This window comes from Verrucomicrobiia bacterium, assembly GCA_019634635.1.
GTDB lineage: Bacteria > Verrucomicrobiota > Verrucomicrobiia > Limisphaerales > UBA9464 > UBA9464.
Window position 1 is genome coordinate 75,038 of the sequence record JAHCBB010000006.1, and the last position, 24,522, is coordinate 99,559.

The following is a 24,522-nucleotide window of genomic DNA, read 5'->3' on the forward strand; positions in this document are numbered from 1 at the left end:
GTTGCGCGGGCCGGCGGGCCACCCAGCCGACGGATGCGTCGAGGCGGGTGGGGCCGCCCTTGATGGGGCGCCCGTTCCTTGGAGATGGCGTCAAGGCAGACATCGGGGTGGGCTGTCCCGTTGCCAGAGGGGGCCTTCTCCGGCATAACCGCCGGGCGTCAGCGTACCATGTGGTTTGGAAAACCCCGAAATCCCGAGGAGCATCGCTATTATCTGCTGCCCGGACAGGGACGGAGCAACCGGCGCAAGCGGCGTCAGCAGTTGATCGCGGCCTTGATCACCGGGGCCATTTTCGCCGCGGGCATCGCGACGCTGATGTGGGTGCTCAACGAACGGCGTTGACGGGTGTCGCGGTGTCGTTGACGGCGATGCCGCTGGGCGTGGGGCGCCGGCGTTGTTCGGGCCGTCGGGGGCCCCGTGGAACGTGGCCCTCCGACCGGTCGCGAGGCGGACTCCCCGGCAACTAACGCATGACCCAGCCTCCCTTTTTCACCACCCTCGGTCCGTGAGCCATCGAGTGGAGTCAGGATTCGGTGAGCGTGTGCGCCAGCTCATCCCCTTCGGCCTCGGCCAGACCAAGCCGAAGCATTTCCGCGACATGCTTCGGATCGCCTGGCGCAATCGCGACAACCTTCCCTACGCGTGGAAGGTGCTGAGCCGGGGCGTCTGCGACGGCTGCGCCCTGGGTGTGGCCGGCCTGCATGATTGGACGATTGACGGGGTGCACCTGTGCATGACGCGGCTGAATCTGCTGCGGCTGAACACCATGCCGGCGTTGGATCCCGCGATGCTCTCGGACCTGACGGCGCTGCAGTCGCGACTGCACCGGGAACCCCGGACTGTGCCGGGTCAGTGCCGGACCGTTGCGTCGGGGGATGCCCTGTCCGGCTGGGACAATGCTCAACTGCGGGAGTTGGGACGGCTTGGGCACCCGATGCTGCGCGAGCGGGGGGACCCCGGGTTCCGGCGGATTTCCTGGGAGGAGGCCAACCGGCGGATGGCACACCGCCTTCGGGGGGCCGATCCGCGCCGAATGGCCTTCTTCGTCACCGCCCGCGGAGTCACCAACGAGGTCTATTATGTGGCCCAAAAGGTGGCCCGGTTCCTGGGGACGAACCACGTGGACAACGCCGCACGGCTGTGTCACGCGCCCAGTACCGGCGCAATGAAGCATGCGCTGGGGTACGCGGCCAGCACCTGCAGTTACTCTGACTGGTACGGCACCGATTTGATCATCTTCTTCGGGTCCAATCCGGCCAATGACCAGCCCGTGACAACCAAATACCTGCACGAGGCCCGGCGGTTGGGTACCCGGGTGGTGATGGTCAATCCCTACCTCGAACCCGGCATGAAGCGTTACTGGGTTCCCAGCGCCGCCGGCAGCGCCCTGTTTGGCACCGGGTTGGTGGACTGGTGGTTCCCGGTCGCCCAGGGCGGGGACATCGCGTTCCTTTACGGGGTGCTCAAAGCGCTGATCGCCAGCGACGGCATTGCGACCGGATTCATCCGCGATCACACGGAGGGCTGGGAGGCGCTGCGGGCGGCGTGCGATGCCTTGCGGATCGAGGATCTGGAGGCGGCTTCGGGACTGTCCCGTGAGGCCATGGAGGAATTCGCCACGCTGCTGCGTGGAGCGACGAATGCGGTGCTGGTCTGGAGCATGGGCATCACCCAGCACGCGTCGGGCGGCGACGGGGTGTCCATGGTGCTGAACCTGGGGCTGGCGCGGGGCTATGTGGGACGTCCCAAGAACGGGCTGATGCCCATCCGTGGACACAGTTCGGTCCAGGGTGGCGCTGAAATGGGATGCTACTCGACGGCGCTGCCCGGGGGCCAGCCCATCACCGCGGCGAACTGCGCCGGGCTGTCCGCAGCCTATGGTTTTCCCGTCCCGGACTGGGACGGGATGACGGCTGTGGACATGGTCGAGGCGTGCGGGCGCGGGGAATTGGACGTGTTCTACTGCGTCGGTGGCAACTTCCTGCGCACGCTGCCCGAGCCCGATGCCGTCGCCCGGGCGTTGTCCCGCGTGCCCTTCCGGGTGCACCAGGACATTGTGCTCACGGATCAGATGTTCCTGGAACCCGGAGAGGAGGTGCTGCTGCTGCCGGCCAAGACCCGTTATGAACAGGACGGCGGGGGAATCGAGACCACCACCGAGCGGCGGGTGGCGTTTTCGCCCGAGATTCCAAGGCAGGTTGGCGAGGCCCGCGCCGAGTGGCGGATCCTGCGGGATGCCGCTGCAGCGGCCTGGCCGGAGCGGGCCGGAATGTTGGGCTGCGACTCCGGACAGGCCATCCGTGAGGAGATCAGCCGGGTGGTCCCGTTCTATGCCGGATGCGAACGGTTGACCCGCACCGGCGATGCCGTGCAGTGGGGGGGGGCGCGGTTGTGCGACGACGGCCGGTTCGCCACTCCGGACGGCCGGGCCCACTTCAAGGCGGTTGCCGTCCCGCCGCGGGAGCGGTGGACGTTGCGGTCCGGTCCGGCTGCCGCCCAGCCCGGAGCCCCGCAAGGCCTCGGGGAATTCCGCGTTTCCACACGCCGCGGCAAGCAGTTCAACACCCTGATTTATGATGGGGTGGATCCGCTGACCGGGGCGCCCCGGGATGCCGTGTTCATCAATCCCGAGGATGCCCGGGCGCTGCACCTGGCGGCAGGCGACCGGGTGGTGCTGGAGAACCAGACCGGCCGTTTTGAGGGCGTGGTTTTTCCGGTGCCCATTGCCCGGGGAAATCTTCAGGTGCACTGGCCCGAGGGCAACGGGATCATCCCGCGCGGTCGCGTGGATGCCGTCGGCGGTGTCCCCGACTACAACGCGGTCGTCCGGGTGCTCCGGGGCTGAAGGGAGAGGGGACCGCCGACCCGGCTCCAGATTTTGTCGGGCCGGAGTTGTTGCCGGAGCGACTCCCGGCCACACTGCGCGGCGAATGGATTTGCGTGTGCTTGCCGCCCTCGTGGCGGCCGGGCTGGCGCTGGCGGGCTGCCGGAAATCCGGGGCCGATGCCGCGGTGGGCGGCGGGGTCGGCGGTGGATTCGGCATCCGGGTGGTGGCGGTGCCGGTGGTCCGGGAGGCAATCCTTGAGTCGGTGTCACTGGTCGGATCCGTCGTGCCCAACGAGATGATCGAGGTCCAGGCCGAGACCGACGGCATCGTGCGCGACATCCGGTTCGACGAGGGCGGGCGGGTCGCGCGCGGCGACCTGCTGGTCCAGTTGGACGACACCAAGGCGGTCGCGCAGCTCAACGAGGCGGAGGCCCGGCTGCGCCTGTCCGAGACCTCGCTGGCGCGGGTCAACCAGCTGCTGCGGGACCAGTTGATCGCCCAGGCGGAGTACGATGCGGCATCGTCCGAGGCCGCCGAACGGCTGGCGGTCGTCGAGGTGAAGCGCCGCGAACTGCGGGACACCCGGGTCACGGCGCCGTTTTCGGGCCTGACCGGCGCCCGGCTGGTGAGTCCCGGACAGGTGATCTCCAAGAACACCCGCCTGACGTGGCTGGTGGATCTCGACACGGTGAAGGTGGAGGTGGAGGTGCCGGAACGGTACCTGGGCCAGGTGCGGATCGGCATGCCGCTGACGTTCCGGGTGGCGGCGTATCCCGACGACCTTTTCGAGGGGGAGATCTACTTCGTGTCGCCCCAGATTGACCCCGCCCTGCGCACCGCGCTGGTCAAGGCGCGCATTCCGAACCGCGAGGGCCGACTGCGCGGCGGCATGCTGGCCAGCATGGACCTCGGGATCCAAAGGCGCGAGGCGGCGCTGGTGATACCGGAGACGGCCATTCTGAACAGCGGGGACGCCACCTCGGTGTTTGTTGTCACGGAGACCGAGACCGCGGCCCTGAAGCCGGTCGAGATCGGGCTGCGCCTTGCGGGCCGCGTGGAGATCGTGACCGGCTTGACCGAAGGCGAGCGGGTGATCGTTGAGGGGGTGCAGAAGTTGCGGCCGGGCGCCCCCGTGGTGCTGGCCGAGGGCGCATCCGTCGCACCCTACCTGGAGGGGGGGCCGTGATCCTTTCCCGCGTCGCCATTCAGCGGCCGGTCTTCGCGACGATGATGAATCTCGCGCTGATTCTCTTCGGCCTGATCGGCCTCTCCCGGCTGCCGGTGCGCGAGCTTCCTGACATTGATCCGCCGGTAATTTCGGTCTCCACGGTGTATCCCGGGGCCAACGCTCAGATCGTGGAGACGGAGGTCACCGAGCGCCTTGAGGAGGCGGTCAACAACATTCCCGGCATCAAGACCCTGAAGTCGGAGAGCCGCGAGGCCGTGAGCAACATCACGATCGAGTTCGACCTGTCCCGCGACATTGACATCGCCGCGCAGGACGTCCGCGACCGGGTGTCCCGGGTCCGGGGGAACCTTCCCGAGGACATCCGGGAGCCCATCATCTCCAAGCAGGATTCCGACGCCCAGCCGATCCTCTGGATCGCCCTCAACAGCGACCGCTACTCTCCGCTCGAGCTCACCACGCTTGCCGAGCGCCAGCTGAAACCGCGCTTCCAGGGCATTGACGGCGTATCGTCCATCACCATCGGCGGCGAGAAGCGCTTCGCCATGCGCCTGTGGCTCGACTCGGAAAAGATGGCCGCCCGCGGCATCACGGTCCTTGACGTCCAGCGCGCCCTGCGCCAGCAGAACGTCGAGCTGCCCAGCGGCCGCGTGGAAAACCTGGACCGGGAGCTGACGATCCAGACCCGCGGCGAGCTGAGGACCGCCGACGAGTTCAACCAGCTGGTGGTACGTTCCGACGGCCCGAACCTCATCCGCCTGAGGGACATCGGCCACGCCGAGGAAGGGGTCGAAGACTACCGGACCATCGCCCGGGCGCGCGGACAGCCCTGCGTCTTCATGGGCATCGTCAAGCAGGCCAAGGCCAACACCGTTGCCGTCGCCCAAAAGGTCAAGACGGAGATGGAGGTGCTCCGTCCCACCCTGCCGGCGGGCTGCGAAATCTGGGTGGCCTACGACAGCAGCGTCTTCGTCGAGCGGTCCATCAAGGAGGTCTGGGAGACGCTCGCCATCGCCTTCTGCCTCGTCATCTTCATCATCTTCGTCTTCCTCCGGAATGTCCGCTCCACGTTGATCCCCGCCGTGGCCATCCCGGTGTCCATCATCGGCACCTTCGCCCTCCTCTACCTGCTCGGCTTTTCCATCAACATCCTCACGATGCTCGCGCTGGTGCTGAGCATCGGCATTGTCGTGGACGACGCCATCGTGGTGCTGGAGGCGATCTACCGGCACCTGGAGGCGGGCCTTTCGCCGATGCAGGCGGCCTTCAAGGCGATGGAGGAGATCAGCTACGCGGTGATCGCCATCACCGTGTCACTGGTGGCGGTCTTTGCACCGCTGGCCTTCCAGAAGAGCACCACCGGACGCCTCTTCGTCGAGTTCGCCGTGACGGTGGCCGGCTCCGTGATCATCTCCGCCTTCGTCGCGCTAACCCTGTCGCCGGCGATGGCGTCCCGGTTGCTCAAGCCGATCCGGGATGTGAAGCATGGGCGGCTGTTCCTGTTGTTTGAGCGGCTGTTCGACGGCCTCGCGGCGATATATGGCCGCGGCCTGCGGTGGGCGCTGGGCCATCGCGTCCTCATGGTGGGGGTGACCCTCGGCACCATGGTGGTGATGGTGGCGGCCTTCCGGGGACTCGAGCAGGACTTTCTGCCGCAGGAGGACAAGGGGCGCCTGTTCGCCCTGGTGATCACCCCCAACGGCTCGACCAGCGAGTTCACCGACCGGCAGTTGCGCAAGGCCGAGGCGATCATCGCCTCCGTGCCCGAGGTCTGGAGCTACGGGGCCATCGTGGCGCCCGGGTTCAGCGGGCCCGGACAGGCCAGCTTCGGCATCGTCTTCGTCACGTTCAACGACAAGAGCGAACGGCGGCGATCGGTCCAGGAGATCGTCAACGGCCCGGGCGGCATCGCCCAGCGGCTCTTTGCCGAGGTCGAGGGGGGGCTGGCCATCGCGAACCTGCCCAAGGCCATCGAGGTCAGCTTCAACAGTTCGCCCTTCGAGCTGGTGCTGCAGAACCAGAACTTGGAGGCCCTCGACGAGACCGCCAACGCCCTTGCGAACCGCATTCGCGGGCTGACCAACGCCGCGGGAGCGCCGTTGCTGTCCAACGTCCGCGTCAGCTACGAGGTCAACAAACCGGAACTGCGAGTCCACGTGGACCGCAACCGCGCGGCGTCGCTTGGAGTGAGCCTCGAGGACGTCTCGCGCACGCTCCAGATCCTGTTCGGCGGCCTCGACCTCAGCCGGATCAAGGTGGAAGGCAAGGAGTACGATGTCATCGCCCAGTTGGCCCGGGAGTCCCGGCTCCGACCCGCCGACCTCGATCGCATCTTCGTCCGCAACACGGCGGGAAGTCTGGTGCAGCTCAGCTCGCTGGTGACCCGGTCTGAGGGGGCGGCTCCCAACGCGATCAACCACTACGGACGCCTCCGCTCCGCGAGCATCACGGCATCGCCAGGTGCCGTGCCCATCGGTACGGTGGTCCGGCAAGTCGAGGCGCTCCTCGCCGGGGAGCTGCCCGTGGGCTTTCTATATGCCTGGGAGGGCGACGCACGCAGCCTGGCGGATGCGACCACGGAGATCTGGTGGGTCCTGGGGCTTGCCGGGATCATCGTATTCATGACCCTGGCGGCGCAGTTTGAAAGTCTGATCCATCCCTGGACCGTGATGCTGTCGCTGCCGCTCGCCTTCGTGGGGGCCTTTGGCGCGCTGTGGTTGCTGAATTTTCTGGGGAGACTCGGGGTGATCCCCCCGATTCCCGCAATGAACTTCAATCTGTTCAGCCAGATCGGTCTCGTGCTGCTGATTGGCCTCGTAACCAAGAACTCCATCCTGCTGGTGGAATATGCCAACCAGCAGCGCGCCGCCGGCCTGTCGGCGCACGACGCCATGATCCAGGCGGGCACCGTCCGGCTGCGCCCGATCCTCATGACCGCCTTGTCCACCATTGCCGGCATCCTTCCCATTGCGATTGGTTTCGGTGCCGGTGCCGAAAGCCGGCGTCCGATGGGCATTGCCGTGGTCGGAGGCATGCTGACCAGCACGTTCCTGACCCTCTTCATCATTCCGGTCGTGTATACACTCTTTAGCGATGCCGGCGCCCGGTTGGCCCGGCGACTGGGCATGGGTCATCGGGAGTCCCTGGTCCCCGCCACGGCCGTCCGTCCGGGCTGACCGGAACCGTGCACACCGGGTTCGCTGCGGCGGGTCGCACGCCCGGTTGGCGGCGTCGGCCTCGCGACGGACGTGTGGGAACGACCCGGGCTAGCGCGGCGGCGGCCGGAGGTGGTCCGCCACCTGGCGGATGATCTCGTCGAGCGGTGTCCGCGGCTGGAATCCGGTGAGGCGCTCGAGCTTGTCGAGCGACGGACGCCGGTGGCGCATGTCCTCGAATCCTGAAGCGTAGGCGTCCTCGTAAGGGACGAACTGCACCGGCGAGGCGGCACCGGTGAGTTCGCGGACGCGTGTGGCCAGGTCCTGTATCGAGATGGGCGTGTCGTGCCCCACGTTGACCACCTCGCCGCGGGATGCCGGGACCGCCTCCAGCCGTCGCAGGGCCTCCACGGTGTCCGCCACATGGCAGAAGCACCGGGTTTGTCCCCCGTCGCCGTAAACGCGGAGGGGTGCGCCGCTGAGGGCGGCCTGGACGAAGCGGGGCAGCACCATGCCGTAGCGACCGGACTGCCGGGGGCCGACGGTGTTGAACAGCCGGGCGATGGTGACCGGCAGGCCCCGTTCGCGCATGTAGGCGATGGCCAGGAACTCGTCCATGAGCTTGGAGCAGGCGTAGCTCCAGCGGCCGTGGGTCGGCGGACCGATCAGCAGGTCATCGTCCTCGGAGAATGCCGGCCGCGTGCTTTTGCCGTACACCTCGGAGGTCGAGGTCAGCAACACCGGCACGGTTGCGGACGCCGCGGCGGCGAGCAGGACCTCGGTCTCCCGGAGATTGGTCTCGATGGTGCGAATCGGGGAATTCACCACCAGTTCAACCCCCACCGCGGCGGCCAGGTGGTAGATGAACCGGCATTCGGCGACCAGGGCCACGAGGTCTTCGCAGGCCGAGACCCGGGTGTGGATCCGCCGCAGGCGGGGATGCCCGGCAACGCTCCGCAAATTTTCCAGGTCCCCGGTGGAGAGATCGTCCAGCACGATCACCGACTCGCCGGAGGCGATCAGATGTTCGACCAGATGGGATCCGATGAACCCGGCGCCACCGGTCACCAGCACGGCACTGCTCACGTACGCAAGGTGGGGCTGGCCGCCGTTCCGGAAAAGCAGAAGTTCGACAACGTCGGGAGGCCCGAGGATGCTGGTTGCCATGAAATTCCGGGCGGGGCGGAAATGGATCGCGGCCGCAGCAGGCCTGACGGTGCTGGGAGTGCTGGGGCCGGTTGGATGCGAATACCTTGCACCGCCCCATCAGGCCTGGACCGAGGCACGGGTGACCGGACAGGTGGTGGACGGCAGCACCCGGGAGCCGATCCGGGGCGCGTCGGTGTCGCGAGTCCGGTCCGGCGTTGCCGGGAGCAGCATTCCGACCAAGGGAGGGCCCAGGATGGAGGAACGGGCGCTGGTGGCCGTCACGGATCGCGAAGGATGGTTCCAGCTTGCGGCGGTGAAGAATGCGTACCTCCTGCTGGAGACGTATTCCGATTTTGCCGTCCACATCCAGGTCGAGGCACGCGGCTACGCCCGGACCCGTCTGTTGTTCACAAATGTCACCTACGCCGGCGGGGACAAGAAGACCGAGCCGCGGATTGAAACGGGGGCGATTGCCCTTTGGCGCGAGACCTCCAACGAACGTTGACCGGCGCTCCGGGCTCCGGCCGTGGGGCTCCAAAACATTGCCATCACGCGAGGACTGCACGTAGGGTTCCCCTGCGTCTTTTCGGACGCTTGTCCTTATGCCCGAATTTTCCTGTGCCCAGGTGGCCGCGCAGTTGGGCGGCTCCGTGGTCGGCGATGCCGGCCTCGTCCTGACGGGGTTTGCCCCGGCGGACTCTGCAAAACCCGGCGAGCTCACGTTCGCCGAGAATGACACCTACTTCGCGCGCGCCGACCAGAGCGCCGCGTCTGCCATCCTGGTCGGCGGGGCGTATGTCTCGGCCTCCGGTAAGGTCTTGATTCGAGTGGACAACCCACGCACTGCGTTTGCCAGGGTGCTCCCGATGTTCTTCCCTGAACCGGTTTTCGCCCCGGGGGTGCACCCGTCTGCGGTCGTGGCGGCCTCCGCTGAGATTCATCCCGAGGCTCACGTCGGTCCCCATTGCGTGGTCGGCGAGCGGGTCCAGATCGGCGCAGGCGTGGTGCTGCAGGCGCAGGTGTTCGTCGGCGACGATTGCATCCTGGGTGAAGGGTGCCGCCTGTTCCCCAACGTCTCGCTGTACCCCCGGTCCGTGCTGGGACGGCGGGTGCGCATTCATTCCGGTTCCGTGGTGGGTGCCGACGGGTTCGGTTATGTCTTCGACCAGGGACAGCATCGCAAGGTGCCGCAGGTCGGGCAGGTTGTTTTGCACGATGATGTCGAGTTGGGTGCCTGCGTGACGATTGATCGGGCCGCTCTCGGGGCGACGGTGATCGGGCGGGGCACCAAGATAGACAACCTCGTTCAGATCGCCCACAACGTGACCGTGGGCGAACACTGCATCATCGTGTCACAGGTGGGTGTCGCCGGAAGCACCAAGATCGGCAGCTACGTCACCATTGCCGGCCAGGCCGGAATTGCCGGCCATTTGCGCATCGGCGACCGCGTCACCGTCGGGGCCAAGGCCGGCGTGATGAACCACATCCCCGAGGGCCAGAGCTGGCTCGGAGCCCCGGCACGCCCGGATCGCGATGGGAAACGGCAGATGATCGCGATCGAGCGTCTCCCGGATCTGCTGCGCCGGGTGCAGGAACTGGAACGGGCCATGAGTCGCGTCACAAGCAGCCCGCCTGAAGCCTCCTGAGTCACCGCAGGCGTCGCGTCCCGTGCCGGGTTGTGTCATGATCCCCGGGTCATGACGGGAATGGGCGGGCGCCGTGTGCTGGTCGGAATGAGTGGCGGGGTGGATTCCTCGGCCACGGCGGCCCTGTTGCTGGCGGCGGGCTGGGAGGTCGTCGGGGTCACCCTGAAGCTGTGGCCCCAGGACTGCGCAAGCCGCGCGGAGGACAAGTGCTGCGGCCCTCAGGCGGTGATGGACGCCCGAAGCGTCTGCGCACGCCTCGGCATTCCGTACTATCTCGTGGACGAATCCGACCTCTTCCAGAAGGCGGTGATCGGCTATTTCGCGCAGGAATACCGGGCCGGGCGCACCCCCAATCCCTGCGTGATGTGCAACCAGCACCTCAAGTTCGGGGTCCTCCTCGACCGGGCGCGCCAGTTGGGTTGCGACCATATTGCGACCGGCCATTTCGCACGACTGGAGACCGATCCGGTGTCCGGCCGGACCCTGCTGTACCGGGGCCGGGACCGCCGCAAGGATCAGAGCTACTTCCTGTTCAGCCTGCGGCAGGACCAACTCGCCCGGGCCGTGTTTCCGCTGGGGGAGCGCACCAAGTCCGAGACCCGCGACGTGGCGCGCGCGTGCGCCCTGCGGACGGCGGACAAGCAGGAAAGCATGGAAATCTGCTTCGTACCGGACAACGACTACGGGAAATTCCTGCGGGACGCGGGGCTGGTGAGCCCGCATCGCGGCGAGATCGTGGATACGGCCGGGCGCACCCTCGGGGAGCATGCGGGCATCGAGTTCTACACCGTCGGACAGCGGCGCGGCCTTGGGCTTTCCGGCGCCCGGCCGCTCTATGTGGTCCGGTTGGATGCCGCCCGAAACCAGGTCGTCGTGGGACCGGAGGAGGATCTGGGACGGACGGAGTTCGAGGTGAAGGACTGCAACTGGATTGCCTGGGAGGTCCCACCCGCAGCGATCGAGTGTGTGGCGAGAATTCGCTACAACCATCCTGGGGTGGGTGCCCGGGTTCTGCCCGGGCCGGACGGCGGAGCCACCGTCCGCTTGCACGAGCCGGCGCGGGCGGTGACGCCCGGACAGGCTTGTGTCTTTTACGGCGGGGATGGTGACGACCAGGTGCTGGGAGGTGGATGGATCCGCACGTCGCCGCCGGGGTGACGGCCGCGTGGGGCAACACCTTCCGGGGTGGAAGCGCCTCCCGGCTTCCCGACTACTTCGTTTCCTCCTTGGCCTCAGCCGGCTTTTCGGTGGACTCGGCCGCCGCCATCACCAGCAGCTCCGCTCCGGTGTTGACGTACAGGCCCGGTAGCGCCTCCTGAAGGCGGGTGGCCCCTTCGGGCGTCACCTGGGTTTGCCACACGTACAGGGCGCGCAGGTGCTTGAGCCCGGTGAGGTGTGCCAGTCCGGCGTCGCTGACCTGAGTGCCGTACAGGTTGAGCGTCACGAGGTTGGTCAGCCCCTTGACGTGGGTGAGTCCGGCATCGGTCAGTGCCGTCAGCGGGGCCTGAAGATTTTGCAGGTGCCCGAGGCCGGCGATGACCGCAAGCCCGGCGTCGGTCACCCGGGTGGTTCCAAGGTTCAGTTCAACGAGGCTGGCGATGTCCCTGAGAGGCACGAGGACCTCGTCCGTGATGTTGGTGCCGGCCAGGCGAAAATTGGCTTCACGCCACGGGATGTTCTGGGCCAGGGGCCGAACCTCAACCCCCGATTTGGCAATCGTGGCGATGGCGGCGGCCTCGCCGGCGCCCGGCGCGAAGTCCCTGGGAAGTTCGGGGAGCGGGGGCGGGGGCGGCCCCTTCCGGACAGGGACCGCGCTCACCGCTGCAGCAGACTTTTCCGGAGCGATCACCAGGCCCTCGGGCCATTTCGCGCCGTCGTTGATCCATTCCTTCAACAGGTTGATCTGTTCCGGCGTCAAGCCATCGCCTTCGGGTGGCATCCGGTCGTCGTCCTCCTTGGGCAGGGACACCCGTTTGATCAGTTCGCTGGCCGCGGCATCTCCCGCCATCAGTGCCGGCCCCCCTTTGCCCCCCTTGAGGACCACCTCCAGGGAATCGAGGCGCAGCTTTCCCTTCTGTTTGTCGGCCCCGTGACATTCGACACACTGCGACTGCAGGATGGGCACGATCTCCTTCTCGAAATCTGGCGCCGCCTGGACGGAGGCGGCAACGACGACCAGGACGGCCACACCGGCGATTGTCGTGGAAGGGATTTTCATCATGGGACCATTTCAGCGGAAGCCCGGCGGCACGGCCAGATTTTTCATCACCCGCCGTCTCGATTCGCGGCATTCCAGGGATCCAAAACGGTCGCTGGCATTTTGTCGCAGTCCGTGCGACCACGTCGGAAACACCAGCGACTTCCCTCATGAAACTGCTTTGCGGCACGGATTTCAGCCCCAACGCGGCGGAGGCGGCCACGACGGCGGCCTTGCTGGCCGGACGCTTTGGAGATGACCTGATCCTGGTGCATGCGTGTGCTCCACCGGTGGACGACGGTCTCACGCCCGACATCTGGGCGCCGGTGGAGAAGGCACTCCGCGGGCAACTCGATGCGCAGGCGGCGTCCCTTGCTGCGTTTGCAGTGCCGGTCGAGACCCGGTTGGAGCCGGGGCATCCGGTCTCCGTCCTGGAGCGGATGGTCCGGCCCGGACGCACCCGGATGATCGTCCTGTCATCGGTTGGCCGGGTCGCCCTGGCGCGAGTGTTGCTCGGGAGCACGGCCGACCGGATCGCCGAATCCGCTGCCGCGCCCACCTTGGTGGTGCGCAGCACCATCCCGTTCCGGGAATGGGCGGATGGGAAGCGTCCGCTGCGGATTTTTGTCGCGACCGATGGATCGGCTGCGAGTGATACCGCGCTGGCCTTCGTGCGGGATTGGGCCGCCGTGGGGGCGGTTCGTGTGATGCTGGGGTATGTCGCCGAGGCCAGCGAGGACGGGACGCCAAAAGCAATCCCGGGTGTCGCCGAGGCGGAATCCACACGGCAGATCCTGGAGCGGGACTTGACGGAGCGCGCCCGATTGATTCTGGGGGACACTCCCTTTGATGTGGAAGTCGTGCTGGCGCCGGTGGGGCCTCCCGCGGTCCTGATCGAGCTGGCGAAGGAACACCGTGCCGACCTGATGGTGACCGGCACCCACCAGCGCCACGGCGTCCGGCGCCTCTGGCATCGTTCCGTGTCACGCGCCCTGCTGTCCGACAGCCCGATGAGCGTCGCGGTGGTTCCCGTGGAGTCCGGGGGCGCTCCGGGGCCGATCCCGGTGCTGGAGCGGGTACTGGTGTCCACCGACCTGTCGCCTCTCGGCAACCGCGCCATTGCCACCGCCTGTTCCCTGCTGCCGAAGGGAGGCACGTTGCGCGTCGTGCATGCGCTGCCCGCGGGGGGGGGCCGGCGGTCAGCCCCACTGTCCCCGGGTGAGCACGAGTCCCGGATTCGCCACCTCAAGTCCCTCCTGATGCGCCTGGTGCCATGCGAGGCCGCATCCAAGGCGATTCTGGTTCAGCCCGTCATCCTGGAGGCCGATCAGGTTGCCGAGGCCCTCCTCGCCGAGGCCCTTCGGTTTGGGGCACATGCCATCTGCCTCAGCAGCCACGGGCGGAGCGCCGCGATGAGCGTCCTGCTGGGGTCCGTCGCGCAGACGGTCATGAGGAACAGCCCGGTGCCCGTGCATCTGGTGCCATCCCCGAAGGCCTGACTCCGGAGCCTCATGCCGACGGAACCGTCAGCAACGGGCATTTTGCCCCGCGCAGCACGCGCTCCGTGGTCGTGCCGCGGATTGCATCGAGGAACCCGTGTCGCCCACGGGTGCCCATCACGATCAAGTCCGCCTCCCGTTCGTCACTGACCTCCAGGATCGTGTCCACCACATCCCCGGTCACCGTGACAAACTCGACCGCCCAGCCGGGGATTTCCGGCCTGGGGATGCGGGTCAGGTCCTCCTCGGAGCCGACGTGCAGCACCGTGATCGTGCCGGGACCCACGCCCAGGGTCCGGACCAGATCGGCCGCGGCCTCGATCGCTCGTTGTGGCCGCGGATCCCGGTCGGCCGGGATCAGGATGTGCCTCAGCGAAATTGCGCCGCTTTCAGCGTGGACGAATCCCGGCACCCGCCGCGGCACAAAGAGCGTGCGAGTTCCCGAGGTGCGCGCAATCGCCTCCGCCAGGCCCGGGTGCAGCAGCCGGCTCAGCCCCTGGCGCTGGTGGGTGGACACCACCATGAGATCCACCTCATGGACCATGACGAAACGACTGATCGCCTCGGCGGGGTCGTCCGAGAGCTTTTGTGCCTTGCGGACATGAAGTCCGAGCAGGGAGAGATCCCGGTGGTGTGCGCCGGGCGGCAGCAGCCCCCAGCGGGTGAGCGTCTCACGAACACCCGGGAAATCCGCCCAGTCGGTCGGCTCGTCCAGCGTGCCCACGTGCAGGAGATGGAGAACCGACTGGAAGGCCACGGCGATGCGGACCGCATGGGCAAAGGCGGCGTCGCTGCCCCGTGAAAAATCCGTGGGGTGGAGAATGGATCGGTAGCCGTTCGCAGACATGGAGGGGGATGAATTGTGGAGGCAGCGTCTTGAAAAAACGCGGGCGATGCAATGGCCGTCCGCTCCCGTTCGCTGCCCGCAGGGCCGGGTTCCACAAGGTCCCGACGCCGGCGTCCGCCGGCGCGCGACGGATCCCGGTTGCCGGGCCGAAGACGCTGGATATCGTGAACGCGTGGTCCGGACATTTGGACGGTTGGCTGCGTTTTTGGGAGTGCTGCTCGTCGCCACGGGTTGCCAGTCATCCGGCGAAAGGGTTCCAGAGGCCTTTCGTGGCGAGGGGCGTCAGCGGCTCCGCCTCGCCGTGGAAGCGGTGCGTGAGAGCGAGGTTGCGCTCGACGTGCAGATTGGCGAATTGCGACGCCGGTTGCAGGGGGCCTCGGAGGGGGATTTCGGCGAACTCGTCCGGAAATACGAGTCGCTGTTGGAGATTCAGGATGCCCTCGGAAGGGCCACGGCGGTTGTGCGGTCGCGATTCCGGGACCTGGAACGGATTGCGTCCGAACTCTTCGCGGCCTGGGAGCTCGAAATTCGCGGCCGCGCAGACCCCTTGGAGGCGTCCGGCAGTCGCCGGCAGCTGAACGAGACGCGAACGCGCTTCCACCAGTTCACCTCCACCGTCCGCATGGTCGAATCGGCGGCCGATCCGGTTCTGAGCCAGCTGGCGGATCCCTTGCCGCACCTGTCGCGGCCCTGGACGCCCGCAGTGGCCGCCGGGGTTCAATCCGGCCTCACCGCCTTGTCGGGCGATGCCGACCGTTGGTCGGAACAGGTGCGCGAGTCCATCGCCCGTGCCGATGCATTCCTCCGCTCGATGCCCCCTTGATAGCCGGAGGATGTTTTTGGGCATTGCCGGCGCGGCCCGGGGCCGGCTTGGATGGTCCCGGACGGTGCCGCAATGTCAGAGCCTCAACTTCAGGAATCGCAATTCCCGCTGCGTGCCGCGGGCGGACTGGTGTGGCGTGCGGGTGAACGCGGGCCCGAATTGCTGCTGATCCGGCGCTGCCGTCATGGGACCGATGAATGGTCCCTGCCCAAAGGCAAGCTGGACCCTGGCGAGACCTTTCCCGAGGCGGCCCTGCGCGAGGTGCTGGAGGAGACCGGAGTGCGGGCGCGCCTGGGCCGGTTTGCCGGCGTGATGCAGTACCCGGTTGCGGGTCGGAACAAGGTGGTCTGCCTTTGGGAAATGACCGCGCTCGAGGCGGGGACGCCTGGGGATACGGACGAGGTGGCGGAAGTCCGCTGGGTTGGCCGCGACGAGGCGTTGCGCCTGCTCACCCACGAGCAAAACCGGGAGCTGCTGCGTCACCTGCCGGCGCCGGAACTTTGACGGTCAGTGGCCTCCCTGGCTCAGGGCCACCAGCTCATAGAGGTGACGATCGTCGGAGCGGATCCGCTGGGCGAGCGACCGGCCCAGCGAGGAGAGAATGGACACACCGATCTCGGGGCGGACGCGGCAGAGCTCGCGCAGCCGCGACGTCGGGATGCGGAACAGCGTCACGGGCGAATCACTGACGGCGTCGGTGACGTGCGGACCTCCGTCGAACAGCGCGATGTAACCGAACGCCGCGCCCGCCTCCTTCACCGCGATGAGGATCTCGCGTTGACGCACGATGATCCGCTGGCGCACCTGCCCATCAATCACGAAGTAGATGTCGTCCGAGGGCGTGTTGGCGCGCATGATCGTGTGGAAGGCGGGCAGTTGGAGGACGCTGCCCAGCGGAATCAGCGCGGCGAGGTCGTCGTCGGACAGTTCGCCAAAGGCGCGGATGCGGCGGAGGATGGACGGCTTGAGCATCGGATGGGGACCGGAGTCGTCGACCGCGGGGTCCTCCAATCCGAAGAGACGGCGGAGCGCGGGCATCTGCCCCGCTTGAAGCCACCGCCGGGTCCCCTCGCAAAACACCCAGGATTCGGGGAGGATCCGCTCGTCGCGCACCCATTCCTTCAGCACCTCCACACCCACGGGACCGTACACTGAGTCGTCCAGCGCCCAGACCCGGTAGCTCGCCGCCTCCGGAGGGGGGTTCATGGACGTATGGGAACGCCGTCCGCCGGGAACACGCAAAGAAAAAGAAGGAGCACCGCGGCAATCCGGCTCGACTTGGCGACGTGGCTTCGGTGTACTCGCGCCGCCCGGAGTCCCGGGAGGGCGGCGCGACCCAGAGCCGGGGAGAGTTTCTTCTCCCGTTCCTGCGGGCTTTGCGGGTTCAACGCGATCCATGCCGTGTCATGACTATTTCCGGTCCGAGTCGTCGAACAGACCTTTCCATGTTTGGGGACGCTGAGGGTTGCGTCCACCGCTCTTCCAGTCAGTTGACGGCCAATGATATCTGAAAGATCCCGCGGTCTCTACGTCCTCCACTGCATCGTTCAGGCGGTTCTGGTGATGCTGCTGTTTTGGGGCTGGCTGGGGGTGTTCGCACTCATGTATCCGCCCGGTGCGGTGGATTACCGGCGGTACGCGATCTATTCGCTGCTCTCGGTGACCGGGTTGCTCCTCAAGGGATTGACCACCCAGTCGGAGCGACGGGCGCTCCTCCGGTTGAGGGTCCTGGACCGCCTCCGGGATTCGTTCGTGCAGACGCTCTGGATTTCCACGCTGCTGCTGTTTGTCCTCGTCATCACCAAGGACAAGAACATCTCCCGGATGTTCCTCTTCACCTTTCTGCCCCTGGTGTACCTGTTGTTGGTCGCCAGCAATTCCAAGCTGCCTTCCTGGCTGGCGCGGCGCCTGTTTGCCGGCGACCGGGTCGAACGCACCATCCTCTACAGCATTGGGGGGCATCTGGAGAATCTGGGCCCATGGCTCGGACGCCAGGAGCGGATCGGGCTCCATGTGCTGGGCATCCTGTCCGACAGTCCGACCCGCGGCGCGCTGTCCAATCTCCCGGTGCTGGGCGGCACCGAGGACGTGGAGCGGGTGTTGACGGAGACCAAGGCCACCCAGTTGCTGGTCAGCGGCTTTCCGATGTTCCGGAACGTCCTGCAGTTCATCACTTCACTGTGCGAGCGGCGGGGGATCCGGTTGCTGGTCCTGACCGATTTTGAGGAGAAGTTCGGTCAGGCGGTGACGATGGTGGACGAGGATGGGATCCGGTTTCTGACGCTCCGGGAGGAACCATTGGAGAGCCCGTTCAACCGGTTGTTGAAGCGTTCCCTCGACATCGCGGTGTCGCTCCCGGTCGTGTTGTTCATTCTTCCGGTGACCACGGCGATCGTGTGGTTGTTCCAGCGACTCCAGTCCCCGGGGCCGGTGTTTTATGTGCAGATGCGCGCCGGGATGCAGAACCAGCCCTTCGCCATTTATAAATACCGGTCCATGCATGTGCACGACCTTGACGTCAAACGGCAGACCTCCAAGGGCGATGAACGCGTGTATCCTGCCGGTCGGTGGTTCCGGAAGCTCAGCATTGATGAGCTTCCGCAGTTTTTTAATGTGCTCAAGGGGAGCATGAGCGTGGTCGGGCCGCGTCCGCACCTGGCCGCCCACAATGATCAATGGTCCCGGATCATGGCCAATTATCACGTGCGCACCTTCGTGAAGCCCGGAATCACCGGCCTGGCGCAGGTTCGCGGTTACCGGGGCGAGGCGCGGACGGATGAGGCGCTGCGGCTTCGGGTGCTCGCCGACATCGAATACATCGAGAACTGGTCCATCGCGCTCGATTTTCTGCTGATCCTCCGGACCGCCTTCCAGGTCATCGTGCCCCCCAAATCGGCCTTCTGACCTCCAAAGGGGGTCCGGCAGGGCGTCCGACAAACGCAAACGGCGGGACCCCGGCCGATGCCGGGATCCCGCCGTCGCGGGCTCATGAAGATGCCGGTCACTTCGCCGCAGTCATCTGGTCATGGATCCAGCGGTAGGTCTTTTCCATGCCGTCCCGCAACCGGGTGCCGGGTTCCCATGCGAACACCTTTTGGATGAGCGTATTGTCGGAATTGCGGCCGTTGACGCCCTTGGGCGCCTTCAGGTTGTAGGTCCGCTTGAGCTTCAGGCCCGCGATCTCCTCGACGATGTCCACGAGTTGATTGATGGAGACCAGTTCGCTGGACCCGATGTTGATCGGCTCGACGAAGTCGCTTGCGGTGAGCATCTGGGTGCCCTTCAGGCAGTCGTCAATGTACATGAACGATCGGGTCTGATGGCCGTCACCCCAGATCTCGATCTCGTGATTTCCGGTGAGTTTGGCGGTGATGACTTTCCGGCACGTGGCCGCCGGGGCCTTCTCGCGGCCCCCGTCGTAGGTGCCGAACGGACCGTACACATTGTGGTAGCGCCCGATCCGCGTGACCACTCCGAAGTCCTCCCGGAAATGCCGGCACATGCGTTCGCTGAACAGCTTCTCCCAGCCGTAGCCGTCCTCGGGCAGGGCCGGGTAGGCATCCGCCTCCTTCAGTGCCGTCACGTTGGGATCGCGCTGCTTGTCGGCATTGTACACGCAGGCGCTGGAGGCGAAGAAGTAGCGCTGGATGCCGAAATCGCGTGCGGCCATCAACAGGTGGGTGTTGATGAGCACGGAAAGCATGCAAAGGCCCTTGTTGAGCTCGATGAAGCCCATCCCGCCCATGTCGGCCGCAAGATTGTACACCGTGTGGGCGCCCTGTACCGCTGCGTAGCAGGCCTCCTTCCGTTCAAGGTCCAGGACGAGATTTTCGACGTCGGGAAAGCGCTGGTACCAAACGGTCTGGGGCTTGGCATCCACGCAGCGGATTCGGGTGAAGCCCTGGCGCCTCAGGTCGGCCACGAGGTGGCCGCCGATGAAGCCGCCGCCGCCGCAAACTACAATCAGATCATTTTTCATGTGCTCAACAGGTTTTGGTCAGGAAAGCAGGCAGGGAAAATGGACACCCGGTGAACGCGGTCCGGGCCGTCCGGTTCCGTCATGGGGTGGCCAGCGGCGGCAGGTTCTCGCCGTAGCGCCACATCATCGCCACCAGCTTGCGGGCGCGCCAATAGCGCGGCAGGAAACGGGCGGGCGCTTCAAGGCATCGAAACAGCCATCCGAGGAAGAACCGGTCCGCCCAGTCGGGAATTCGCGCCTGATCCCCGGTTAGAAAGCCGATTGCGGCCCCGATGCAATGGATGCCGGGCCGGTAACTGAGATGGGACCGCAGATAATGCCCGAGGCGCTCCTGGGTGCCGCCCCCAAGTCCGACGACGAGCTGCTGCGGCCGGCGTGATTCGACCCATTCCAGGAGAGCAGGGTCAGCGATCGGTCCGCGGGGATACATGGGGGCGAGGTAGCAGTCGTCGGCCGAGCACATGAATCCCTCGCGCCGCAGCCACTCCAGGTTGCGGTCCCTCGACGCCGCGGTGGGCATGACCCAGGCCAGGCGGCCCGGCGACCGAAATTCCGGACGCTCCAGGAGCCGCTTGAGGTATTCCAGCCCCGAAACCCGGATGAGCCGTTCCCCCCGGAACACCTGCCACAGGAGCACCATCAGGCCGCTGTCGGTGATCGCCAGATCGGCGTGCAGCAACGCGTCGCGATACTCGGGATCCTTTCCCAGTTCGATGAGCGCCGGGGCGGCTGGAACCACCACCAGGCCGCCTGCGACGCCCAGCGAAACGGCCTCTTCAGCGGTGCCGGTGAAAAACCGCACGCCGAGGATCTGGCGGGATTTCCCGCTTGAAGGTTCAGGGGGTGGAGACGTCAAGGGCACTTGAGGCATGGCGGAGTGTGCGGAACTCAACGGGGTCCGAACCCGGTTTCCGCAGGACTCCTGCGGCGCTTTGCTGGGATGGCGCCCCGCCGGCAATGCAATGCAAGGCGGGGCACGACTGGCGGCATTCGCGGAACCTGCCGGGCAGAGGGGGCGTCATCGCGTCCGTAGGCGGTTCACTATAGGCAGGCGACGGTGGCAGGCGATTCAAATCTTGGCGGACGTTGCCGCCCGCAGGGATCGGGCCCGCTCCAGGTCGCCGTATTGCTCCAACAGCCAGGTCGCGGTGGTCTCGACCCCTTGCGGCAGGGTCCGGGGGCCCCGCCCGAGGACATCGAAGGTCGGCTGGATGGGCACCGGGTTGTCGGTGATCAGGTTGTACAGGCGGGAGGCATACATGGGGAAGGGCAGGCCAAAGGCGCGCACCAGGTCGCCGATCCGGGCCAGCACGCGGAGGCTCCACAGCGGCACCGTACGCGCCTCGCGTCCGGTCAGGGCCCGTGCGAAACTGTGGATCCATTCGACCTGCCGCCCGTTGTCGTCCCCGACGTACAGCGTGCGGCCCTGGGTGGCTTCTGCGGGCAGGGACAGGATTCGTCCGATCTGCCATGCCACGTTCTCCACATAGCCGTAGGAGCGGATCACCGGGTCGTGCGACGGGTGCCGGTAGAGGCCCCGGTGGATCAGCCGCCAAAGTCCGGAAGTCAGGAGGGGATGATGGGTACCCCAGACTGCGGTCGGCCGGATCAGGGTCCAGTGGCCGGGCAGGCCGGCCGCCCGGGTGAGTTGTTCGGTGATGACCTTGCTTTCTCCGTAGAGCATGTACGGGACGTAATCGTCGTCGGACTTGGGCGGGCCGCTGCCGGGTTTGCGGACGTGCTGGGTGGAGGTGACCACGAGGCGCTGCACCGTTCCGGCCGCTTTGACGGCGGCGAGCACGTTGGCGGTGCCGTCGGTGTTGGCCCGGAAGTCAGCCAGAGACCGCCCCTCCATCACCGCCAGGGCGGCGAGGTGCACGACGCCCTGGGGCTGGAATTCGCGGAAGCACTGGCTCAACGACCCGGGGTCGAGGATGGACCCCTCGCGCCAGAGGGCCCTGTGCGATGGTTCCGAGGGCGGGGCGATGTCGAGATTGGCGACCTCGTGGCCTTCCGAGTGCAGCTGGGCAATGAGGTGGCGGCCAATGAAGCCGCTCCCACCGGTGAGCAATACCTTCATGTTGAAATTCCCGCTTTCTGCGGGGGATTGGGGACGAGGGCGTCGAAGTCGGCCCGGGGGAAGACATCGAGTTTGGTGGTGCGCGAGGCGTTGACGATGCGGCGTCCGTCAGCCTCGAACCGTGCAAGCGCCGACCGGAACGCAGCGCGCTGGCCTTCCATGTTGGGGACGGCCCACGCCTCGCCCGCCTTCCGGTAGTCCGGGTGGAAGTGGTTGACCTCGCCCTGGGACCTCAACGCGACCTCATACCCGGCGCCAGGCACCTCGGTCGCCACCTGCTGGCTGGGGAGTTGGAAGGAGAAATCCAGCCCGATGAGGATCACCTCCCGGATGCCCATGTAATAGGCCATCTGCAGCTGGTTGAAGACGATCGAGCAGCCGCCGTAGTGGCCGACGAGCAGGTTGTCGGAGAACGGATGGACGGTGTCGGGCTCACCGGGGGGTACGGACAGCTCGCGGACCCACGTGGCGGGGAGATCGGGCCCGAAGAAGTCGCGCACGGCGTCGGACATCAGCCGGTTCAGCGGGGTGGCGGCGATGGTCTGCGCATTGTTGCGGGCCACCAGCTTGTCGCACACGGAGTAGTAGGTTGGCCGCCATGCTGTCTGGTCAAAGGCCAGGTACACCTTGTTCGAGGCGAAGGTGATTTCCTGCTCTAGGCGGTCGAGATCGGCCACCTTGAGACTGGGGCCGTTGCCCAGCACGAAGGCGCGGCGTCCTGCGTGGCGGTTTTTCAGGGCCAGGATGCGCTCGTCATTGGCGCCGAGCGCCATTCCGGCGCTGCGCAGCGGCTGCAAGGCCAGTCGTCGCAGTTTCCGAATGCCCCGGGTCATCAGCGACGGCGCGACCCACGGCGCGGGACCGGAACTTGTTGGGGTTGTGTTCACGGGATCCATGACTGCAGCCAGGCGGCAAAGCGTCGGTTGCCTGCGGCGTTCCAGTGGGAGTCTCTCGGGTGAAAGTCATCGAGCGTCATCAGGGGCGCGGGGTGGACCCGGAGCCCGGGCAGCGAAGCCAGCCCGCTGCATGTCGCCTCGTACCAGCGGTCGTAGCTGCTGCAGGTGCGCCGGAGATTCTCATTGGAGGCACCCTCCGGGACCAGCTCCTGTTTGATCTGAAGTCGCACCATGTGGACTTCCCGAAACCGGGACAGGATCCCGGAAAGAAGGTCGAGATTCCTTTGGAAAAGGGTCCCGGCCCCGTCGAAATCGAGATGGACGTATTCCGTGTCAATTTCCATGGTCCCGCCGCCGGTCCGATGGTGCAACAGTCGGCCGGTGCGAATCAATTGAGGCCTCCGGAGAATGCGCCGCAACTTGAGATAAATGCAGGAGGCCAGGTCGCGACGCCAGCGCAGGGCCCGAAACACGTCGGTGCCCGATTCCCTCCAGCGCTCGTACATCCGGCAGTGCGCCCAGAGGTTGGGATGGTACAGAAACCACACCCGCTCGTGGCCACCCCGGTAGAATCTCGAGAGAAGGTCCCCCCATTCCCGGATCCCGACGGCCAGCCCCAGATTCAGCCAGCCCCGCGGGGGCAGGGCCAGCGCCCACCAGTTTTCCTCGTTGTGAACGGCAATTCCCATGGCAAACGACGTTCCGAGGACCACGTTTGGGGCGCCGCCATCGGCAGGCCCCCGCAGCCCGTGGGCGTTGGAATTCAAGGAAAATCCCAGCCGACGGGCCTGCAGGTCGAGTCCCGGCTGCAGGCGGAAGCCGCATCCGGCGTCCGGTTGGAGCAGTTGCAGCCAGCGCCGGCCCTGGAGGGGGTCCTGCAGGTTGATCTCAGCCGGCCGCATGCCCCTCCTTGTCCGCAGGTTCCGCGATCTCACTGGAGGTGAGGTGTAGCGAGTACAGGATCGTAAACACGCACAGGATGGCGGTGCCGATCAGCCTCGCGATGGCGGCCCCCATGATGCCGTGCCCCAGATGGATCAGCCACGCCGACGCTCCGAAGATGATCACCAGCACCGCCCCCAGGGCACACAGATATGGGGTCATGCGGTTGATGACCCCGATCACGGAGCCCACACCCAGGTACACCCAGAACACGCAGGTGACACAGGCGAGCCGCGCCGCCGGGATGCCCGGGGCATATGCCGGGAAGAACCTCTCGACCACCGGTCCGATAATGAAGAAACACAGGGCGCTCACCGGGATCAGCGTGGCGGTGTTGAACAGCAGACTGATCCAGACGTACCGGCGCAGGCGGCGGCGCGACCGGTGCTCGCCATAAGCCCGGGCGATCTTCGGAAACAGGATCAGCGACAGCGAGGTGGGTACAAAGGTCAGGCTGTTGACGATCATCCCCGCCAGTTGGAATTCGCCCATTTCCTGCTTGGGCAGCAGTACCGCGACCATCGTCCGGTCCGCCACCATCAGCAGGCTGGCCAGTGCTCCCGAGATCATCAGGGGGAGGCCGGTGCGGGACAGCGCCCGCGCTTCCTGCAGATTCCAGCGGCCCCCGGGGGTCCAGAGGCCCGTCCGCCAGCGCACCGCGAGGGAACCCAGCGAGGACAGCGCTCCCCGCCCGATTGCGCCCAGGGTTCCCGCGATCGGAATCAGGGCACAGGTCACCAGGGAGATCAGGTTGGTTCCGATCACCGCCCACGCCTGGCGCAGGTACCGGTTCTCCGACCGGAGGGCGATGTCCGTGTGGGTCACGACCTGGTAGGCAAAGGCCCCGAGGCCCGCCCCGCAGAAGGCCAGCACCAGCAACGGGGGCTTCTTGAGGAGCAGGGAGATCAGCCCGGTTCCGACGCAGACCAGGGCGCCGACGGTTCCCGCGGCCAGACTGACCTGCGAAGCGGTTTGCAGGATGCGGTTGGCGCGTTCCCGGTCGCCGGCACCCAGGGCGAACGGCAGTTCGCGTTGCTGGCCGTTCAGGACCCCGAAGTTCAGAAAGGTCAGATAAAAGGGCAGAATCGCCGCGGTGGCCACCAGGCCGGCCATCTCCGGGGTCATGTTGCGAAACACCAGCAGGCCGTACACCAGGTTCACGGCGGGCGTGGACACCGTCCCCAGCATGGCGAGGATTTCGCCCCGCCGCCGACCCGCCGTCGCCAGCATCTGGCGGATCCACGCCAGGGAGGGGAATCCCGGACGGATGCGGACCGGTTCGACGGCGTTCATGAA

General features: G+C 66.5%; 21 protein-coding genes. 11 read left to right on the forward strand and 10 right to left on the reverse strand.

Translation table 11 applies throughout. The annotated features are described in order from the left end of the window. Window positions 1–168 precede the first annotated feature (168 nt). The 4 genes from KF791_05860 (at window position 169) to KF791_05875 (ending at window position 7,189) form a co-directional block, all read left to right on the forward strand. Window positions 169–342 carry a hypothetical protein gene (locus tag KF791_05860; GenBank protein MBX3732101.1) on the forward strand — a complete coding sequence of 58 codons (174 nt, stop codon included), beginning with the start codon at window positions 169–171 and terminating at the stop codon, window positions 340–342. Between the two features lie 256 nt (window positions 343–598). Further along, window positions 599–2,845, forward strand: coding sequence for a molybdopterin-dependent oxidoreductase (locus KF791_05865; protein ID MBX3732102.1), 2,247 nt, complete (start codon window positions 599–601; stop codon window positions 2,843–2,845). Window positions 2,846–2,930: 85 nt separating this feature from the next. Beyond that, window positions 2,931–4,013: an efflux RND transporter periplasmic adaptor subunit gene (locus KF791_05870; GenBank protein MBX3732103.1), complete on the forward strand. Its 1,083-nt coding sequence runs from the start codon at window positions 2,931–2,933 to the stop codon at window positions 4,011–4,013. Continuing rightward, the gene (locus KF791_05875) at window positions 4,010–7,189 is read left to right on the forward strand and encodes an efflux RND transporter permease subunit (GenBank protein ID MBX3732104.1); all 3,180 of its coding nucleotides are present in this window, start codon (window positions 4,010–4,012) and stop codon (window positions 7,187–7,189) included. The genes KF791_05870 and KF791_05875 overlap by 4 nt, the downstream gene beginning before the upstream one ends. Window positions 7,190–7,279: 90 nt before the next feature. Here the strand turns inward: KF791_05875 and KF791_05880 are convergent, their stop codons facing one another. Beyond that, entirely contained in the window at window positions 7,280–8,335 is a 1,056-nt protein-coding gene (locus tag KF791_05880; GenBank protein ID MBX3732105.1) for a GDP-mannose 4,6-dehydratase, read from the reverse strand. On the opposite strand from KF791_05880, the gene KF791_05885 reads away from it, so the two are divergent. The 3 genes from KF791_05885 to mnmA all read left to right on the forward strand — a co-directional run bounded on the left by KF791_05885 (window position 8,334) and on the right by mnmA (window position 11,121). After that, entirely contained in the window at window positions 8,334–8,822 is a 489-nt protein-coding gene (locus tag KF791_05885; protein ID MBX3732106.1) for a hypothetical protein, read from the forward strand. The two genes, KF791_05880 and KF791_05885, sit on opposite strands and share 2 nt — an antisense overlap. Before the next feature lie 97 nt (window positions 8,823–8,919). Then, window positions 8,920–9,963, forward strand: coding sequence for a UDP-3-O-(3-hydroxymyristoyl)glucosamine N-acyltransferase (gene lpxD / locus KF791_05890; GenBank protein ID MBX3732107.1), 1,044 nt, complete (start codon window positions 8,920–8,922; stop codon window positions 9,961–9,963). 51 nt (window positions 9,964–10,014) lie between these two features. Further along, window positions 10,015–11,121: a tRNA 2-thiouridine(34) synthase MnmA gene (gene mnmA / locus KF791_05895; protein MBX3732108.1), complete on the forward strand. Its 1,107-nt coding sequence runs from the start codon at window positions 10,015–10,017 to the stop codon at window positions 11,119–11,121. Window positions 11,122–11,173: 52 nt separating this feature from the next. Here mnmA and KF791_05900 read toward each other — a convergent pair whose 3' ends face one another. Further along, the gene (locus tag KF791_05900) at window positions 11,174–12,184 is read right to left on the reverse strand and encodes a hypothetical protein (protein ID MBX3732109.1); all 1,011 of its coding nucleotides are present in this window, start codon (window positions 12,182–12,184) and stop codon (window positions 11,174–11,176) included. A gap of 146 nt (window positions 12,185–12,330) precedes the next feature. On the opposite strand from KF791_05900, the gene KF791_05905 reads away from it, so the two are divergent. Beyond that, window positions 12,331–13,659: a universal stress protein gene (locus KF791_05905; GenBank protein MBX3732110.1), complete on the forward strand. Its 1,329-nt coding sequence runs from the start codon at window positions 12,331–12,333 to the stop codon at window positions 13,657–13,659. Window positions 13,660–13,669: 10 nt separating this feature from the next. Here KF791_05905 and KF791_05910 read toward each other — a convergent pair whose 3' ends face one another. Beyond that, entirely contained in the window at window positions 13,670–14,506 is an 837-nt protein-coding gene (locus KF791_05910) for a universal stress protein (GenBank protein ID MBX3732111.1), read from the reverse strand. 172 nt (window positions 14,507–14,678) lie between these two features. Between KF791_05910 and KF791_05915 the strand changes: the two genes are divergently transcribed. After that, complete coding sequence (locus KF791_05915) at window positions 14,679–15,329, forward strand: DUF2959 family protein (GenBank protein ID MBX3732112.1); 651 nt, start codon at window positions 14,679–14,681, stop codon at window positions 15,327–15,329. 51 nt (window positions 15,330–15,380) lie between these two features. Next, the gene (locus KF791_05920) at window positions 15,381–15,833 is read left to right on the forward strand and encodes an NUDIX hydrolase (protein MBX3732113.1); all 453 of its coding nucleotides are present in this window, start codon (window positions 15,381–15,383) and stop codon (window positions 15,831–15,833) included. A gap of 3 nt (window positions 15,834–15,836) precedes the next feature. Here the strand turns inward: KF791_05920 and KF791_05925 are convergent, their stop codons facing one another. Then, window positions 15,837–16,535: a cyclic nucleotide-binding domain-containing protein gene (locus KF791_05925; GenBank protein ID MBX3732114.1), complete on the reverse strand. Its 699-nt coding sequence runs from the start codon at window positions 16,533–16,535 to the stop codon at window positions 15,837–15,839. Between the two features lie 294 nt (window positions 16,536–16,829). Between KF791_05925 and KF791_05930 the strand changes: the two genes are divergently transcribed. Next, on the forward strand, window positions 16,830–18,233 hold the full coding sequence (locus KF791_05930) for an exopolysaccharide biosynthesis polyprenyl glycosylphosphotransferase (protein ID MBX3732115.1): 1,404 nt from the start codon (window positions 16,830–16,832) through the stop codon (window positions 18,231–18,233). Between the two features lie 97 nt (window positions 18,234–18,330). Here the strand turns inward: KF791_05930 and KF791_05935 are convergent, their stop codons facing one another. The 6 genes from KF791_05935 to KF791_05960 all read right to left on the reverse strand — a co-directional run bounded on the left by KF791_05935 (window position 18,331) and on the right by KF791_05960 (window position 24,519). Then, window positions 18,331–19,308, reverse strand: a complete 978-nt coding sequence (locus KF791_05935; GenBank protein MBX3732116.1) for an NAD-dependent epimerase/dehydratase family protein — start codon at window positions 19,306–19,308, stop codon at window positions 18,331–18,333. Between the two features lie 79 nt (window positions 19,309–19,387). Then, window positions 19,388–20,179, reverse strand: coding sequence for a WecB/TagA/CpsF family glycosyltransferase (locus KF791_05940; GenBank protein ID MBX3732117.1), 792 nt, complete (start codon window positions 20,177–20,179; stop codon window positions 19,388–19,390). Window positions 20,180–20,377: 198 nt separating this feature from the next. Continuing rightward, window positions 20,378–21,388 carry an NAD(P)-dependent oxidoreductase gene (locus KF791_05945; GenBank protein MBX3732118.1) on the reverse strand — a complete coding sequence of 337 codons (1,011 nt, stop codon included), beginning with the start codon at window positions 21,386–21,388 and terminating at the stop codon, window positions 20,378–20,380. Then, the gene (locus KF791_05950; protein ID MBX3732119.1) at window positions 21,385–22,275 is read right to left on the reverse strand and encodes a hypothetical protein; all 891 of its coding nucleotides are present in this window, start codon (window positions 22,273–22,275) and stop codon (window positions 21,385–21,387) included. The genes KF791_05945 and KF791_05950 overlap by 4 nt, the downstream gene beginning before the upstream one ends. Beyond that, complete coding sequence (locus KF791_05955) at window positions 22,272–23,186, reverse strand: hypothetical protein (GenBank protein ID MBX3732120.1); 915 nt, start codon at window positions 23,184–23,186, stop codon at window positions 22,272–22,274. Before KF791_05955 ends, KF791_05950 begins: the two co-directional genes overlap by 4 nt. Continuing rightward, the gene (locus KF791_05960; protein ID MBX3732121.1) at window positions 23,173–24,519 is read right to left on the reverse strand and encodes an oligosaccharide flippase family protein; all 1,347 of its coding nucleotides are present in this window, start codon (window positions 24,517–24,519) and stop codon (window positions 23,173–23,175) included. Before KF791_05960 ends, KF791_05955 begins: the two co-directional genes overlap by 14 nt. Window positions 24,520–24,522 lie beyond the last annotated feature (3 nt).

What these genes read in the sequence shown, in the direction of transcription:
- KF791_05940 (MBX3732117.1), bottom strand. Translation starts at nt 20,179, where the DNA reads ATGCCTCAAGTGCCCTTGACGTCTCCACCCCCTGAACCTTCAAGCGGG.
- KF791_05865 (MBX3732102.1), top strand. Translation starts at nt 599, where the DNA reads ATGCTTCGGATCGCCTGGCGCAATCGCGACAACCTTCCCTACGCGTGG.
- KF791_05930 (MBX3732115.1), top strand. Translation starts at nt 16,830, where the DNA reads ATGATATCTGAAAGATCCCGCGGTCTCTACGTCCTCCACTGCATCGTT.
- KF791_05900 (MBX3732109.1), bottom strand. Translation starts at nt 12,184, where the DNA reads ATGATGAAAATCCCTTCCACGACAATCGCCGGTGTGGCCGTCCTGGTC.
- KF791_05955 (MBX3732120.1), bottom strand. Translation starts at nt 23,186, where the DNA reads ATGCGGCCGGCTGAGATCAACCTGCAGGACCCCCTCCAGGGCCGGCGC.
- lpxD (MBX3732107.1), top strand. Translation starts at nt 8,920, where the DNA reads ATGCCCGAATTTTCCTGTGCCCAGGTGGCCGCGCAGTTGGGCGGCTCC.
- KF791_05945 (MBX3732118.1), bottom strand. Translation starts at nt 21,388, where the DNA reads ATGAAGGTATTGCTCACCGGTGGGAGCGGCTTCATTGGCCGCCACCTC.
- KF791_05905 (MBX3732110.1), top strand. Translation starts at nt 12,331, where the DNA reads ATGAAACTGCTTTGCGGCACGGATTTCAGCCCCAACGCGGCGGAGGCG.
- mnmA (MBX3732108.1), top strand. Translation starts at nt 10,015, where the DNA reads ATGACGGGAATGGGCGGGCGCCGTGTGCTGGTCGGAATGAGTGGCGGG.
- KF791_05920 (MBX3732113.1), top strand. Translation starts at nt 15,381, where the DNA reads ATGGTCCCGGACGGTGCCGCAATGTCAGAGCCTCAACTTCAGGAATCG.
- KF791_05960 (MBX3732121.1), bottom strand. Translation starts at nt 24,519, where the DNA reads ATGAACGCCGTCGAACCGGTCCGCATCCGTCCGGGATTCCCCTCCCTG.
- KF791_05880 (MBX3732105.1), bottom strand. Translation starts at nt 8,335, where the DNA reads ATGGCAACCAGCATCCTCGGGCCTCCCGACGTTGTCGAACTTCTGCTT.
- KF791_05885 (MBX3732106.1), top strand. Translation starts at nt 8,334, where the DNA reads ATGAAATTCCGGGCGGGGCGGAAATGGATCGCGGCCGCAGCAGGCCTG.
- KF791_05925 (MBX3732114.1), bottom strand. Translation starts at nt 16,535, where the DNA reads ATGAACCCCCCTCCGGAGGCGGCGAGCTACCGGGTCTGGGCGCTGGAC.
- KF791_05910 (MBX3732111.1), bottom strand. Translation starts at nt 14,506, where the DNA reads ATGTCTGCGAACGGCTACCGATCCATTCTCCACCCCACGGATTTTTCA.
- KF791_05870 (MBX3732103.1), top strand. Translation starts at nt 2,931, where the DNA reads ATGGATTTGCGTGTGCTTGCCGCCCTCGTGGCGGCCGGGCTGGCGCTG.
- KF791_05935 (MBX3732116.1), bottom strand. Translation starts at nt 19,308, where the DNA reads ATGAAAAATGATCTGATTGTAGTTTGCGGCGGCGGCGGCTTCATCGGC.
- KF791_05860 (MBX3732101.1), top strand. Translation starts at nt 169, where the DNA reads ATGTGGTTTGGAAAACCCCGAAATCCCGAGGAGCATCGCTATTATCTG.